Genomic DNA, 14,914 nt, shown 5'->3' with positions numbered 1-14,914 from the left:
ACGCGCGGAGGCACCGAGTCATCGGTGGCACGCGCGGCGCCGCACCACTGTGAATGCGGACAGTGGCCTTCTGCCGGGCCCCCTGCTGTGTGCCCATCCATGGGGCCTCCCGGGGATGGGCACACAGCTCGATCAAGACCGCGGTGGACCGAATACGGCCACCCCACCTCGACGGCGGCGAGCGCCGCCGTCAGGCCGTCGCAGCGGCCTCAGGGGTGCACCCGCTCAGCGGATCCCCAGCTCCCCCAGCACCCGCCGCTGTACAGCGGTGGGCCGTGCCGGGAAGTAGAGGTAGCAGACGCCGCCCGTGCCGCTGACGACCTTGCCCTCGGCGTTCTTCCTCTTCGTCCGGAGCCAGATGTTCTCGAACTGACGCCGCTTGTAGACGTGCCGGACCGAGGCGTTGTCGGGGGACGCCGGGTCGTTGGCGATGACGTCGCCGTCCTTCGTGAAGCCGATGACGGTCATCAGGTGGCCCGCCGTGCCGTAGCCCGCGCCGTCCAGTTCGGTCTTCAGGAAGGACTGTGACGTTATGACCGGGATGCCCGCGTGGACGAGCCGCTCGGCGTCCGTGAGGGAGCCGAGGCGGGTGATGACGGCCTGCATGTCCTTGTAGGTGGCGGCGTAGGCGGCGTTGAAGGGCCAGTTGCCGCAGCCCTCGTACTGGCTGTCGAAGGTGTGGCGGGCCGCGTGGCAGACCTGCGGGTCGGCGTAGTCGGGGTTGACCCAGGCCAGATCCTTGGCACTGGGCTTGCGTCCCCAGTACTCGATGATCATCTGGGAGGAGGTGGGGCTGCACCACGCCTCTCCCCCGTTGTCGTACTCCGGGTACTGGCCCTTGTGGATCTCCTGCGAATAGCGCGGCACGGACAGCTCCCGGCCGGCGGCGGGGCCTGGTGTGGAGGCAGGCACCTCGAAGCGGTCGGGGACGTCCGAGCCCATGGCGCCCACCCGCCAGACGACGGGGGTGCGCGTCGCGCCGGGCTTGCGGTGGAGCGTGAGGCGCAGCTGGTACGCGGCCAGGCGCAGGCCGTTCGCCGGATCGTCGATGGCGAAGGTGTCGGTGTAGACGCTGCTCTTGCCGTCCTTCTGGTCGTCGACGGAGGTCCGCTTGATGTCGCCGTCCCCGTCACCCGCCGTCCAGCGGCCCATGACGTACCAGGGGGTGCGGCCGCCGCCGCTGTAGGTGCCGCGCAGCTCGATGGCGATCCAGGTGCCGGCGGGGGTGTGGGCGTTCCAGGAGGCGACGAGCTCGGTGGCCGGCACCTTGAGGGTGTACACCGGGCCGGTCCACGTCGCGTATTCCCAGGTCGCGCTCTTGCCGGTGTGCGGGTCGCGGTAGTCGACGGCGCCGGCGGGGCGCTCGATCCGGATGCCGGGGCGGGCGCCGTGCGCGACGCCGGTGCCGTCGTCCTTGCCTCGGTTCCAGTCGGCGGCGGTGGTCCAGGCGTGATAGTCCACAAGCCTCTTCGATCGGCGCGCGGCGGCTTCCGGGGCGCCCACGGGCTCGGGCCGGGCGGCGGTCGGGGCGGCCTTGCGCGGCCCACCGGCCGCGTGTGCCAAGGGGGTGGCGACGCCGGCCGCGGCGGCGAGCGCGGCGGCCAGGAGGGTACGCCGGGGCGCTGAGCTGGTCATGGTGAGATCCCCCAGTCGGATTCGGGCGAGCCGGTACGAGGAGTCGGGCCGGGCAGCGGACGGGCAGGGCAGATCGGCAGTGGCTCAACTATCACCGTTCCGCGCGGCCTGCGGAAGGCGGTTCGGTGCGCGTCGCGCAACGAATATTGGTGTGGACCATTGGCGTACGCTGACGCGATGGACCGTGATCTGACCTCGCTCGCCGCCCGGCTGCGTGCCCTGCCGCCCTCCTGCGGGCCGGTGCGGCTGGTCGCGGTGGACGGTCACGCGGGCTCGGGCAAGAGCACCTTCGCCGGGCTGCTGGCCGACGCGCTCGGCGGTGCGCCGGTGCTGCACACCGACGACCTCGCCACCCATGAGGAGCTGTTCGCCTGGGGTGACCGGTTCCGGGAACAGGTGCTGGAGCCGCTGTCCCGGGGGGAACACGCCCGCTACGGGATCTACGACTGGGTCCGCCGGGAGTTCACCGAGCAGCGAGAGCTCCCGCCCGCCCCCGTCGTCGTGGTCGAGGGGGTCGGCACCGGCCGCCGCACGCTGCGCCCGCACCTGGCGTGCCTGCTGTGGATGGAACTGGCGCCCGAGCATTCCTGGGAAAGGGGTCAACTGCGGGACGGTCCGGCGCTCGCCGCCTTCTGGAATGGCTGGATTCCGGCGGAGCGCGGGCACTTCGCGGCCGATCCCTCGCGTCCGTATGCCGATCTCCTGGTGCGGCAGGGACAGACGGGGTACGAGATACATGTGGGACCGTCAGGCGCGCTCTGACCCACCCCGCTTCTCACCCTCCGTAGCGGACGGCGGCCGGGGCGCGGGGCGACGCCGACAGGGTCCCGCCGAGTGCCCCAACTCGGCTTGACCTGTGGGGCGTACAGGACTTACGTTCTCAATGTGCGGTTCTACGGACCGCCCGCAGGCGCGAAGCCCCCGGTTGTTCCCCCGTGATCGGGGGCTTCGTACTGTGCGAAAACCTCCTTCGGCGGTGTCGTTCCCCGCCAATCCCTCACCCTCGGTCACCGCAATCTTCGCGCCGCCGAGCTGCGAATCCTGTATCCCTCTGCGCCGTGCCGCCCTCTACGGCACCACCCTCTCCCGCAGGTACGATGCGTGTCTGTGCCACCAAGGGCGCGGACCGATGTGCGTTGTGGAGGAGCAACTTCCGCCCGCCGCACGCCGGTTCGGGGGCTGCGGCCCGGCACTGGCCCGGCGGCACACCACGGGGGGACGTTTTGTGGGGGGACGGGATGGATTTCGGCACGCAAGGTTCGCCCGCCCCGGCCGAACTCGCCTGGCTGCGCGCGGTCGACGCCTACACCGTCGGCGCCTATCCGCAGGCCGAGGAGGAGTTCCGGGCCGCGGTGCGCCTCGACCCCACCATGGCCGACGCCTGGCTCGGCCTGCACGCGCTGCGCGCCGACACCTCCACCGCGCTGCTGCGCATGCACCGGCACCGCGACCGCTTCGGTGAGCAGCGCGCCCGTCATCGCCGCACCCTCAACTCCTGGTACTGGCTGGGCTGGTGGGTCCAGCCGGTGCTGGAATCCGGCCGCGATCTGCTGCTGGCACACGCCTCCCACTGGCTGGACGGACGGCATGTCGCCGAACTCGACCAGGCGCTGGCCGGCTGCCCGCCGGTGGACACCGATCCGCAGGTCCGCTTCCTGCACGCCTGCCGCGCCTACCTCGTCAAGGACTGGGACCAGCTCGTACGGCACACCGAGCCGCTGCTCGACGACCCGGTCCTGGGCATCGAGGCCGGGCTGTTCGGGGGGATGGCCAGGGTGCGGCTGGAGATGTACGGCCAGGCCGAGCCGCTGCTGTCCGCCGCGCTGATGCGCTGCCGCAGCGAGCAGCCGCAGCGCAAGGAGCTGCGCTACTGGCTCGCCCGCGCCCACGAGGGCACCGGCCGCAGCGCCGCGGCCCTGCCCCTCTACCGCGCGGTGCACCGCGTCGACCCTGCCTTCATGGACACCGCGGCGCGGCTGGCCGCCATCGCCGAGGCGGACGGCCTGGACGAGGGCTCCGACCTGGCGACGGTCTCCGCCTCCGGCCTCGGCCAGGAAGCGGGCGGCGACCTCGACCCCCTCTCGCCGCTCGACCCGGTGGACGGCCGCGAGCTGCTGGCGACCGGCGACGCCGACGCGCCGGACGGCGACCTCGCCGACCTCGGTGGCCCGCCGTCCGGGAGCGACACCGCCGCCCGGGTCAAGGCCACCCCACCGGGGCCGCGCGGCGCCGAGCGGCTGCCCGCGGGGCCGGCCGACCCCGTACTGCTGGAAAAGGCCCTGGGTGAGCTGGAGCGGATGGTCGGCATGGAGCCGGTCAAGCGCCAAGTGCGGGCGTTGTCGGCGCAGTTGCGGATGGCGCGGCTGCGGGCGAGCCAGGGGCTGCCGGTGCAGCCGCCCAAGCGGCACTTCGTCTTCTCCGGGCCCTCGGGCACCGGCAAGACGACCGTCGCCCGGATACTCGGCCGCGTCTTCTACGCCCTCGGCCTGCTCGGCGGTGACCACCTCGTGGAGGCCCAACGCTCCGATCTGGTCGGGGAGTTCCTCGGCCAGACCGCGGTCAAGGCCAATGAGCTGATCGACTCGGCGCTCGGTGGGGTGCTGTTCGTCGACGAGGCGTACAGCCTGTCCAACTCCGGCTACAGCAAGGGCGACGCGTACGGCGACGAGGCACTGCAGGTGCTGCTCAAGCGCGCGGAGGACAACCGCGACCGGCTGGTCGTCATCCTGGCCGGCTATCCGGAGGGCATGGACCGGCTGCTTGCCGTCAACCCCGGGCTCTCCTCCCGCTTCACCAGCCGTGTGGACTTCCCCAGCTACCGCCCCGCGGAACTGACCGCGATCGGTGAGGTGCTGGCCGCGGAGAACGGCGACCGCTGGGACGAGGAAGCCATCGACGAGCTGGCCAGCATCAGCGGCCATGTCGTCGAGCAGGGCTGGATCGACGAGCTGGGCAACGGCCGCTTCCTGCGCACCCTCTACGAGAAGAGCTGCGCCTACCGCGACCTGCGGCTGTCCACCTGGCGTGGCACCCCGGGCCGCGACGACCTCGCCACTCTCCGTCTGCCGGACCTCATGCAGGCGTACGGCGAGGTGCTCTCCGGCCGCGGCCCCGACCCCCAGACGCCGCCCAGGGGCCTGGACCTGTAGCGGTGTGCGCCGGGCACTCCGGCGCACACCCCGTCAGCCGGCCAGCGCCCGCTCGTCCGCCGGCAGCGGCGTCTCCGCGCGCGGCTCGGCGATGCGCTCGGCCGCGCTCCGCCGCGCCGGCCGGGCGCCCGGACCGTCGCGGTGCGCGGGGTCACGGACCTCGCCCACCAGCATCTCCAGCACGTCCTCCAGCGCGACCAGGCCCAGCACCCGGCCGGTCGCGTCGGCGACCGCAGCCAGATGGGAGGCGGCCCGGCGCATCGCCGTCAGGGCGTCGTCCAGCGGCAGCTCGGCGCGCAGGGTCGCCATCGGGTGCCAGATCCGCTGCGGGACCGCACGGTCCCGCTCCTCCAGGTCCAGAACATCCTTGACGTGGAGATAGCCCATGTACGCACCGCCGGACGCGCACACCGGGAAGCGGGAGTAGCCGGTCTTGACCGTCAGCTCCTCCACCTGGCGGGGCGTGACGGTCGCGTCGACGGTGACCAGGCCCGCCGGGTCGAGCAGCACGTCCGTGACGGGTCGGCTGCCCAGCTCCAGGGCGTCGGAGAGCCGCTCCTGCTCGGCGGGGCCGAGCAGCCCCGCCTGACCTGAGTCCTCGACGAGATGGGTCAGCTGCTCGCTGGTGAAGACCGCCTCCACCTCGTCCTTCGGCTCGACGCCGAAGAGCCGCAGCACACCGCGGGAACAGGCGCCGAGCAGGGCGGTCACCGGGCGGCACAGCCGCGCGAAGGCGACCAGGCCGGGGCTGAACCACAGGGCGGTCTTCTCGGGCGCCGCCATCGCCATGTTCTTCGGCACCATCTCGCCGATGACGAGGTGCAGGAAGACCACCAGCGCCAGGGCGATGACGTAGCCGAGCGGGTGCACCAGCGGCTCGGGCAGATGCGCGGCGTGGAAGACCGGCTCCAGGAGATGGGCGACGGTCGGCTCGGCCACCGCGCCGAGCGTCAGGGAGCAGACGGTGATGCCGAACTGCGCGGCGGCCATCATCTGCGGGAGGTTCTCCAGACCGTGCAGGACCTGCCGGGCCCGCTTGGAGCCCTCCGTGGCCAGCGGCTCGATCTGGCTGCGGCGTACCGAGACGAGGGCGAACTCCGCGCCGACGAAGAAACCGTTGGCGAGCACGAGCAGCAGCGCGAAAAGAAGTTGGACCAGGCTCATCGAGCGACCTCCGCGCCGGCCGGGACCCGCTCGCGGGAGGCTTCGGGTGCGGCGGGCGCCGCGGTGGCGGAGGCGAGGGGCGCCGTCCGTACGATCCTTATCCGCTCGGCGCGGTGGTGGGACACCAGTCGCACCCGCAGCCGCCAGCCGTCGAGTTCGGCGATGTCGCCGGGGGCCGGGATCCGGCCGAGTATGTGTGCCACCAGTCCTGCCACCGTCTCGTACGGCCCGTCGGGTGCCGCCAGGCCGATCTTGCGCAGCGTGTCCACCCGGCAGCCGCCGTCGGCGTCCCACGCGGCGCGGCCCTCCTCGGCCGGGGCCTGCCCCAGCTCGGGCAGGTCCACCCGGTCGTGCTCGTCGCGTACCTCGCCCACGAGCTCCTCGATGATGTCCTCCAGCGTGACCACGCCGGCGGTGCCGCCGTACTCGTCGACGACCACCGCGATCGGCTGCTCGCTGCGCAGCCGCTCCAGCAGCGGCTGTACGGGCAGTGTCTCGGGCACCAGCAGCGGCGGCACCGCGATCCGGCTCGCGGGGGTGCGGAGCCGCTCGTGGGCCGGAACCGCCAGGGCGTCCTTGAGGTGCACCATGCCGACGACCTCGTCGAGCCGGGTGCGGTAGACGGGGAAGCGGGAGAGGCCGGTGGCGCGGGTGAGGTTCACGACGTCCTCCGCGGTGGCGGACGCCTGCAGGGCGCTCACCCGCACCCGCGGCGTCATGACGTTCTCCGCGGTCAGGTCGCCCAGCGAGAGGGTGCGCACGAAGAGGTCCGCGGTGTCCTGCTCGATGGCGCCGGCCTGCGCGGAGTGGCGGGCCAGTGAGACCAGCTCGCCCGGCGTCCTGGCGGATGCCAGCTCGTCGGTCGGCTCCACGCCGAGGGAGCGGACGAGGCGGTTCGCGGTGGTGTTCAGCAGTGTGATCACCGGGCGGAAGAAGCGCGAGAAGGCGTTCTGCGGGCCGGCGACGAAGCGCGCGACCTGAAGCGGCCTGGACACCGCCCAGTTCTTGGGCACCAGCTCGCCGACGACCATCTGGACGGCGGAGGCCAGCAGCATGCCGATGACCACCGCCGTGCCCGGGACGGCGCCCTTGGGCAGGCCGATCGCCAGCAGCGGGCCGGCCAGCAGCTGGGCCAGCGCCGGCTCCGCGAGCATGCCGACCACCAGGGAGGTGATGGTGATGCCGAGTTGGGTGCCGGACAGCTGGAAGGAGAGTTCACGCAGAGCGGAGACGACGGTGCGGGCCCGGCGGTCGCCGTCGGCCGCGGCTCGCTCGGCGTCCGCCTTCTCGACGGTGACGAGTCCGAATTCCGCGGCCACGAAGAACCCGTTGGCCAGGATGAGGACGAGTGCCGCTGCGAGCAGCAGCAGAGGGCCGGTCATGCCGCCGCCTCCGTGGTACTGGGGGGTCTGGAAGGGGCGGCGCAGGTACTACAGGACGATCCGTCCATTGCCGGAGGGAGTCACTCCTCGGGTCGCAGTTCGGCCCTCTGAAGGGCGGGGCGCGGAGCGCACCCCGGGGAACAGAGTAATCAGCAGGGCCCGGATTGGGGCAGGGTCAGGGCGCCGTGTGGCGGCCGCTGCCGTGCGTCTCGGTGAGTCCGCGCAGCGCACGGGCGTCACGGATGGCCTGGTCCTTGGCGATACCGGGCTGGATGCCCATCGCCGGCAGGCTGGTGCCGTCGGCGAGGTCCAGATGGACCCAGGGGTCGCCGACGCGGAGATTGACGCGCAGGATCTGGGGCCAGGCCAGCTCCCGCTTGGTGGTGAGGTTGACGACCGTGACGCCCTCCTGGCGCGCGACCACCTTGGGGCGGCCGAGCAGCAGGAGGACGGCCAGGACCAGCACACCGGTGAGCACGAAGCTGGTCCGCTCGCCGCCGCTCAGCTTCGGCAGCAGCACCGCGATCGCCGCGAGGGCGGCGAGCTGGGCGATGCCGACGGCATACAGGACGACCCGGGTGCGGGTCGGCCGGAAGGTCACCGGGAGGCTGGGCAAGGCGTCAGGCGCGGACACGTCGTGGTCTTCCGTCGTGGGCGGGGCGTACCGGGTCGGCGGATCAGAGCCGGCAGGCGTGGATGCCGGTGGTCAGGATCGCGCGGGCGCCGAGGTCGTACAGCTCGTCCATGATGCGCTGGGCGTCCTTGGAGGGGACCATCGAGCGGACCGCGACCCAGCCTTCGTGGTGCAGCGGGGAGACGGTCGGCGACTCCAGGCCCGGGGTGAGGGCGACGGCCTTCTCGACGTGCTCCACGCGGATGTCGTAGTCCATCATCACGTAGCGCCGGGCCACCAGGACGCCCTGCATACGGCGCAGGAACTGGCGGACCTTCGGGTCGTCGTCCGGGGCGCCGGTGCGGCGGATGACGACCGCCTCCGACTTCAGGATCGGCTCGCCGATGATCTCCAGGCCGGCGTTGCGCAGGGTGGTGCCGGTCTCCACGACGTCCGCGATGATCTCGGCGACGCCGAGCTGGATGGCGGTCTCGACGGCGCCGTCGAGGTGGACGACGGAGGCGTCCACGCCGTTGTCGGCGAGGTGCTGGGTGACCAGACCGGAGAAGGAGGTGGCGATCGTCATGCCGCCGAACTCCGTGACGTCCTTCGCCGTGCCCGGGCGGGTGGCGTAGCGGAACGTCGATCCGGCGAAGCCGAGCTGGAGGATCTCCTCCGCCTGCGAGCCGGAGTCCAGCAGCAGGTCACGGCCGGTGATGCCGATGTCGAGCTTGCCGGAGCCGACGTACACCGCGATGTCCCGCGGGCGCAGGAAGAAGAACTCGACCTCGTTGTCCGCGTCGACCAGGACCAGTTCCCTGCGGTCCTTGCGCTGGCGGTAGCCGGCCTCATGGAGCATCGCCGACGCAGGCTCGGACAGTGAACCCTTGTTGGGGACAGCGATGCGCAGCATGAGAGCGGATTCCTTCGTGCGAGGGGGTGTTGGGGAGAACGGGGCGTTGATCACAGGTGGGCGTAGACGTCGTCGAGGGAGATTCCCTTGGCGACCATCATCACCTGAAGGTGGTAGAGGAGCTGCGAGATCTCCTCGGCGGCGGCCTCGTCGGATTCGTACTCCGCGGCCATCCACACTTCGGCCGCCTCTTCGACGACCTTCTTGCCGATGGTATGGACACCGGCCTGCACCAGTTCTGCGGTGCGGGAGGTGGCGGGGTCGCCGGTGGCGGCCTTCTGCTGGAGCTCGGAGAAGAGCTCCTCGAACGTCTTCTTGGACATGGTGCTGCCTACCCTACGCGGTCGCCCCGTCCCTCTCAGCGCCAGGGTTCGGAGACCGAACGGAGGGTGGCCGCGGTGGCGACCGCGGCGGTGACCGCTTCGTGGCCCTTGTCCTCGGACGACCCCTCGATGCCGGCGCGGTCCAGCGCCTGCTCCTCGGTGTCGCAGGTCAGTACGCCGAAGCCGACCGGTACGCCGGTGTCCACCGAGACCTGGGTCAGGCCCTGGGTGACGCCCTGGCAGACGTAGTCGAAGTGCGGGGTGCCGCCCTTGATGACCACGCCGAGGGCGACGACCGCGTCGTAGCCGCGGCCGGCCAGCACCTTGGCGACGACCGGCAGCTCGAAGGCGCCGGGCACCCGCAGCAGGGTCGGCTCGTCGATGCCGAGTTCGGTCAGGGCGCGCAGCGCGCCGTCCACGAGGCCGTCCATGACCTGCTGGTGCCATTGCGCCGCGATGACGGCCACCCGCAGGTCGCCACAGTTCTTCACGGTCAGTTCGGGTGCGCCCTTGCCGCTCACGATTCTCCTCGTACGGGTGATGGTGCTGGTGGTGCTGACGGTCTGCTGCTGTTGCGGTGCGTTCTTGCTGTGGTGCTGCTGTTGCGCTGCCCGCGGGCGGGCAGCGGGCTACTGGTTGCCGCAGGTGGACGCGGCAGTCGGGGGCCCGGCGTCAGCCGCTCCGGTGGAGCCGGTGCCCGCACCGGGCAGCCAGGGCAGGTCGTGCCCCATCCGGTCCCGCTTGGTGCGCAGGTAGCGGAGGTTGTGCTCGCCGACCTTGGCGGGCATCGGCTCGCGGCCGGTGACGTCGAGGCCGTACCGCACCATGGCGGCCGTCTTCTCGGGGTTGTTGGTCATCAGGCGCAGCGAGCGCACACCGAGGTCCTGGAGCATCTGCGCGCCCGCGGCGTAGTCGCGGGAGTCGGCGGGCAGTCCCAGTTCCAGGTTGGCGTCGAGGGTGTCCCGGCCGCGCTCCTGGAGCTCGTAGGCGCGCAGCTTGGACAGCAGCCCGATGCCGCGTCCTTCGTGGCCGCGCAGGTAGATCACCACGCCGCGGCCGACCTCGCTGATGCGCTCCAGCGAGGCCTCCAGCTGCGGTCCGCAGTCGCAGCGCTGCGAATGGAAGATGTCGCCGGTCAGGCACTCGGAGTGGACCCGGACCAGGACGTCCTCGCCGTCGCCGATCTCGCCGGCGACCAGCGCGATGTGTTCGACGCCGTCGACGGTGGAGCGGTAGCCGTAGGCGGTGTACTCGCCGTGTGCGGTGGGCAGCCGGGTCTGTGCCTCGCGGCGGACCGTGGGCACCGACATCCGGCGGTAGGCGATCAGGTCCTCGATGGAGATGATCGCCAGCCCGTGCTTGCGGGCGAACGGCACCAGCTCGGGCAGCCGCAGCATCGTGCCGTCCTCGCCGGCGATCTCCACGATCGCGGCGGCCGGGCGCAGTCCGGCGAGCCGGGCCAGGTCGACGCCCGCCTCGGTGTGGCCGTCGCGGACCAGTACGCCGCCGGGCCGGGCCCGCAGCGGGAAGATGTGGCCGGGCCGCACGAAGTCCCCGGCGACGGATTCGCCGGAGGCGAGCAGCCGCAGGGTGGCGGCGCGGTCGGCGGCGGAGATGCCGGTGGTGACGCCGTGTGCGGCGGTGGCGTCGACGGAGACGGTGAAGGCGGTCCGCATCGACTCGGTGTTGTGCTCGACCATCTGCGGGAGTTCCAGCCTGTCCAGCTCCGGGCCCTCCATGGGGGCGCAGATCAGACCGCGGCACTCGCTCATCATGAAGGCGACGATCTCGGGGGTGGCCTTCTCGGCGGCGAGGACGAGGTCGCCCTCGTTCTCGCGGTTCTCGTCGTCCACCACGACCACGGGTCGGCCCGCGGCGATGTCGGCGATGGCCCGCTCGACCGGGTCGAGCGCCAACTCGGCCGCCTCGGAACCGTCGAAGGCCTCCGGGTCGTACCAGCTCTGCAGTGCGCTCATGCCTGTGCCCCCTCGTTCGCTTCCCCGCCGGTGCGGCGCTGAAGTGCGGATGTCTGTACTGCCTGCGGCGCTGCGGCCACGCGTACGTCGCTCACGGGAGTGCTCCTTCCAGGACGGGGCGGCCGCTCGCACGCGAGCGCAGCCACCAGTCGCGCATGCCCCACAGGACAAGGACGAGATAGACGACGTAGACGAAGCCGGAGAAGGCCAGCCCGCTGCTGAAGGCGAGCGGTACCCCGACGAGGTCGACGAGCAGCCAGGCGAACCAGAACTCGACCAGTCCGCGTGCCTGGGCGACCATCGCGGCGAGCGTGCCGACGAAGATGTAGGCGTCCGGCCAGGGGTTCCAGGACAGCTGCGGGAGCAGGGTGAACAGGCTGCCGACGGCGACGGTGCCCAGGGCCGTGCCGCCCAGCAGCAGGCCGCGCTCGCGCCAGGTGGCGAAGCGGACGGCGATGGAGCCGTCCTGTGCCTGCCGGCGGCCGCGCTGCCACTGCCGCCAGCCCCACGCGGCCACGCCGATGACCAGGAGCTGCTTGCCGACGCCGCCGCTGAGGTGGGCGGAGGCGTAGGCGGCGACGAGGATGACGCCGGAGAGGAACTGGGCGGGCCAGGTCCACAGCGACCGCCGCCAGCCGAGGGCCAGCGCGGCCAGGCCGATGGTGTTGCCGACCATGTCGGACCAGATGACGTGCTGCCCGAAGGCGGTGAACGCCTCGCCGTTCAGCCAGGTCAGGGCGCTCATGAAGCGGCCCCTTCGACCGGTTCGGTGACCGTGGCGCCGTTGCCGAGCAGCCGCTCGACGTACTTGGCGAGCACATCGACCTCCAGGTTGACGGGGTCGCCGACCTTCTTGATGCCCAGGGTGGTCAGCGCGAGGGTGGTGGGGATGAGGCTGATGGTGAAGTAGTCCTGCGCGGCCTCGACGACCGTGAGGCTGACGCCGTCGACGGTGATGGAGCCCTTCTCGACGACGTAGCGGGTGAGCGCGGCGGGCAGCGAGACCTTGACGATCTCCCAGTTCTCGCCGGGCACGCGCTCGGTGATGGTGCCGGTGCCGTCGACGTGGCCCTGGACGAGGTGCCCGCCGAGCCGGCCGCCCAGCGCCATGGGGCGCTCCAGGTTGACCCGCGAGCCGGTGGCCAGCGCGCCGAGGCTGGAGCGGTTCAGGGTCTCGGCCATCACATCCGCGGTGAACTCGCCGTCGGCGGTGTCCACGACCGTCAGACAGACGCCGTTGACGGCGATCGAGTCGCCGTGCCCGGCGTCCTCGGTGACGACCGGGCCACGCAGTCGGAAGCGGGAGGCGTCGGCGAGCTTCTCGACGGCGACGACCTCGCCCAGTTCTTCGACGATTCCGGTGAACACTTCAGTTCTCCTCGTGCAGGGCGTGGCGGATGGGGGTGGCGGTGATGCGCAGGTCGGGGCCGAGCCGCTCGGTGTCGGTCACATCGAGCCGCAACGCGTCGGCGATGGTGCCGATTCCGGCGTCGCCGAGGGTCGCCGGGCCCGCGCCGAGCAGGACCGGCGCGAGATAGCCGACGACCTTGTCGACGGCCCGGGCCGCGAGGAAGGCACCGGCGAGGGTGGGGCCGCCCTCCAGCAGCACGGAGCGCACGTCGCGCTCGTACAGGGCCTGGAGCAGGGCGGGGATGTGCAGGCCGCGCCCGTCGGCGGCGCGTGGCAGCCGGAGCAGCGGGGCGAGTCCTTCGAGGTGCGCGGCGTCGGCGTCCTCGGCCACCGCGACGAGGGTGGGCGCCGTGCCGTCCAGGACGCGGGCGCCGGCCTTGACCGCGGTGGCTCCGGAGTCGACGACGACCCGCAGCGGCTGGCTGATCTCGTCGTCGGACAGCCCGCTGATCCGCGCGCCGAGCTGCGGGTCGTCGGCGCGGGCGGTGCCGGAGCCGACGATGACGGCGTCCGCGGCGGCCCGCAGTCGGTGCACGTCGGCGCGGGCGGCGGGCGAGGAGATCCAGCGGCTGGTGCCGTCGGCGGCGGCGATCCTGCCGTCCAGGGTGGCGGCGTACTTCCACAGCACGAAGGGGCGGCCGCGCAGCACCGACGTCAGCCATGCCTCGTTGCCTGCGGCGGCCTCGTCGGCGAGCAGCCCGCCCTCGACGTCGATCCCGGCCCGGGCCACGGTGGCGGCGCCGCCGGTGGCGGCCGGGTAGGGGTCAGGGACGGCGTAGACGACGCGGGCGACACCGGCTTCGACAAGCGCCTGGGCGCAGGGGCCGGTGCGGCCGGTGTGGTTGCAGGGCTCCAGGGTCACCACCGCGGTGCCGCCCCTTGCGCGGTCGCCGGCCGCGCGCAGCGCGTGGATCTCGGCATGCGGCCCACCGGCGCGCTGGTGCCAGCCCTCGCCCGCCGTACGCCCTTCGGAGTCCAGCACGACGCAGCCGACCACGGGGTTGGGGCTGGTGTGCCCGAGTCCGCGGGCGGCGAGCTCGATGGCCCGGCGCATCGCCGCGGTCTCGACGGGGGCTGGGGTGGCCACCGGGTCCTCCTGCCTCTCAGGGCATGGACTCCGGGGCTGTCTGGAACGACAGAAGCGGAAACAGAAGCCACGGGAACACCGCGAGCCGGAAGTGCGGGCCGTCCGGAAGAGAAAACCGGACGCGCCGCCGACGGCGGTGTACCGAAACTCGCCCGCCGCGCACTGCCTCCCATCCGGACTTTCACCGTCGGTGCAGGAATTTCACCTGCTCAACCGGCCACTGGCTGCGGACGGGTCGCGGACTGTTACCGCCGGTTCGGAATTACACCGACCCCGGAGTGCGCTGCTGCTTTCATGTCAGTACGGCTTCAGTCTGCCACGTCGGGCCCTCGCCCATGCGGGCGAAGCTTTGTGGGGTGCCTCACAGGACCACGTGGGGGCCGGGTGTCACAGCAAGTGGGCGTGTTTCGTCGCAGTCGGGGGAAACACTCGCCCCGCCCCCCCTTCTCGAGGACGGATGCGCGATGGCGACAATTCTGGTGACCGGCGGCACGGGCACGCTCGGACGGGCCCTGGTCGACCGACTGCTCGACGACGGCCACGACGTCCGGTCGCTGAGCCGGCGGCCGCACACCTTCACGGAGCGGCCCCGGCTGCGGGCGTTCGCGGTCGACCTGCGGGACGGTACCGGGCTGGACGACGCGGTGGCGGGCGTGGACGCGATCGTGCACTGCGCAACCGCCCCGGCCGGCGGCGACACCGAGGCGGCGGGGCGGCTCGTGGCCGCGGCGAAGGCGGCCGGGGTCCCCCATCTGGTCTATATCTCCATCGTCGGCGTGGACCGCATCCCGCTGGGCTACTACCGGGCCAAGCTCGCGGTGGAGCGGACCATCGAGGACTCCGGTCTGGGCTGGACGGTGCTGCGCGCGACGCAGTTCCACAATCTGGTGCTCGGGCTGGTGAAGTCCGGCGCCCGCTCCCCCGTGCTGCCGGTCCTCGCGGGGGTGCGGCTGCAGCCCGTCGACGTGCGGGAGGTCGCGGACCGGCTGGCGGAGCTGGCGGCCGGCCAGCCGGCCGGGCGGGTTCCCGACATGGGCGGGCCGGAGGTGCTGGACTTCAAGGAGCTCGCACAGGCCACCTTGGAGGCGGGTGGACGGCGCCGGCTTCTGGTGCCGCTGTGGCTGCCGGGTTCGACGTTCGCTGCGGTGCGCCGGGGCGAGAACCTCACGCCGGAGCAGGCCGACGGTCGGCGTACGTACGCGGAGTTCCTTGCCGAGCGGTCGGGGGCCGGGCCGGCACGGTGAGGGTCCGCCCTGCGCCCT

Annotated in this window: 14 protein-coding genes and 1 riboswitch; of the genes, 3 read left to right on the top strand and 11 right to left on the bottom strand. The window is 72.3% G+C overall.

Translation table 11 applies throughout. The features are described from left to right. Positions 1-225: 225 nt before the first annotated feature. Complete coding sequence (locus QOM21_RS30350; protein WP_407554196.1) at positions 226-1,635, bottom strand: peptidase C39 family protein; 1,410 nt, start codon at positions 1,633-1,635, stop codon at positions 226-228. Between the two features lie 177 nt (positions 1,636-1,812). Here QOM21_RS30350 and QOM21_RS30345 point away from each other — a divergent pair, with 177 nt between their 5' ends. Both QOM21_RS30345 and QOM21_RS30340 read left to right on the top strand, forming a co-directional pair. Continuing rightward, complete coding sequence (locus QOM21_RS30345; protein WP_407554195.1) at positions 1,813-2,397, top strand: uridine kinase; 585 nt, start codon at positions 1,813-1,815, stop codon at positions 2,395-2,397. Between the two features lie 476 nt (positions 2,398-2,873). Continuing rightward, positions 2,874-4,784 (top strand): AAA family ATPase, encoded by a 1,911-nt coding sequence (locus QOM21_RS30340; RefSeq protein WP_407554194.1) that lies wholly within the window; start codon positions 2,874-2,876, stop codon positions 4,782-4,784. Positions 4,785-4,817: 33 nt separating this feature from the next. On the opposite strand, the gene QOM21_RS30335 is transcribed toward QOM21_RS30340, so the two are convergent. From QOM21_RS30335 to ribD, 10 genes are all read right to left on the bottom strand, one after another. After that, entirely contained in the window at positions 4,818-5,948 is a 1,131-nt protein-coding gene (locus tag QOM21_RS30335) for a hemolysin family protein (RefSeq protein WP_407554193.1), read from the bottom strand. Beyond that, positions 5,945-7,330, bottom strand: a complete 1,386-nt coding sequence (locus tag QOM21_RS30330) for a hemolysin family protein (protein ID WP_407554192.1) — start codon at positions 7,328-7,330, stop codon at positions 5,945-5,947. Before QOM21_RS30330 ends, QOM21_RS30335 begins: the two co-directional genes overlap by 4 nt. A gap of 175 nt (positions 7,331-7,505) precedes the next feature. Continuing rightward, positions 7,506-7,964 carry a PH domain-containing protein gene (locus QOM21_RS30325; protein ID WP_407554191.1) on the bottom strand — a complete coding sequence of 153 codons (459 nt, stop codon included), beginning with the start codon at positions 7,962-7,964 and terminating at the stop codon, positions 7,506-7,508. 43 nt (positions 7,965-8,007) lie between these two features. Continuing rightward, positions 8,008-8,856: an ATP phosphoribosyltransferase gene (hisG, locus tag QOM21_RS30320; RefSeq protein WP_393894167.1), complete on the bottom strand. Its 849-nt coding sequence runs from the start codon at positions 8,854-8,856 to the stop codon at positions 8,008-8,010. A gap of 50 nt (positions 8,857-8,906) precedes the next feature. Continuing rightward, positions 8,907-9,179 carry a phosphoribosyl-ATP diphosphatase gene (locus QOM21_RS30315; RefSeq protein WP_086720687.1) on the bottom strand — a complete coding sequence of 91 codons (273 nt, stop codon included), beginning with the start codon at positions 9,177-9,179 and terminating at the stop codon, positions 8,907-8,909. Between the two features lie 35 nt (positions 9,180-9,214). Beyond that, positions 9,215-9,700 carry a 6,7-dimethyl-8-ribityllumazine synthase gene (gene ribH / locus QOM21_RS30310; RefSeq protein WP_393894168.1) on the bottom strand — a complete coding sequence of 162 codons (486 nt, stop codon included), beginning with the start codon at positions 9,698-9,700 and terminating at the stop codon, positions 9,215-9,217. A gap of 108 nt (positions 9,701-9,808) precedes the next feature. Further along, positions 9,809-11,155, bottom strand: coding sequence for a bifunctional 3,4-dihydroxy-2-butanone-4-phosphate synthase/GTP cyclohydrolase II (locus QOM21_RS30305; protein WP_407554190.1), 1,347 nt, complete (start codon positions 11,153-11,155; stop codon positions 9,809-9,811). Between the two features lie 91 nt (positions 11,156-11,246). After that, positions 11,247-11,900 (bottom strand): nicotinamide riboside transporter PnuC, encoded by a 654-nt coding sequence (locus tag QOM21_RS30300; RefSeq protein WP_407554189.1) that lies wholly within the window; start codon positions 11,898-11,900, stop codon positions 11,247-11,249. Then, positions 11,897-12,523, bottom strand: a complete 627-nt coding sequence (locus QOM21_RS30295) for a riboflavin synthase (RefSeq protein ID WP_407554188.1) — start codon at positions 12,521-12,523, stop codon at positions 11,897-11,899. Before QOM21_RS30295 ends, QOM21_RS30300 begins: the two co-directional genes overlap by 4 nt. Before the next feature lies 1 nt (position 12,524). Then, on the bottom strand, positions 12,525-13,619 hold the full coding sequence (ribD, locus tag QOM21_RS30290; protein WP_407555916.1) for a bifunctional diaminohydroxyphosphoribosylaminopyrimidine deaminase/5-amino-6-(5-phosphoribosylamino)uracil reductase RibD: 1,095 nt from the start codon (positions 13,617-13,619) through the stop codon (positions 12,525-12,527). Between the two features lie 188 nt (positions 13,620-13,807). Then, a riboswitch (FMN riboswitch) is annotated at positions 13,808-13,938 on the bottom strand. Positions 13,939-14,116: 178 nt separating this feature from the next. On the opposite strand from ribD, the gene QOM21_RS30285 reads away from it, so the two are divergent. Continuing rightward, on the top strand, positions 14,117-14,896 hold the full coding sequence (locus tag QOM21_RS30285; RefSeq protein WP_407554187.1) for an SDR family oxidoreductase: 780 nt from the start codon (positions 14,117-14,119) through the stop codon (positions 14,894-14,896). Positions 14,897-14,914 lie beyond the last annotated feature (18 nt).

It is taken from the genome of Streptomyces sp. Pv4-95 (assembly GCF_045782725.1).
Lineage (GTDB): Bacteria > Actinomycetota > Actinomycetes > Streptomycetales > Streptomycetaceae > Streptomyces.
Note: the sequence above shows the minus strand (reverse complement) of the source record. Positions and strands in the feature narration are given on the sequence as shown.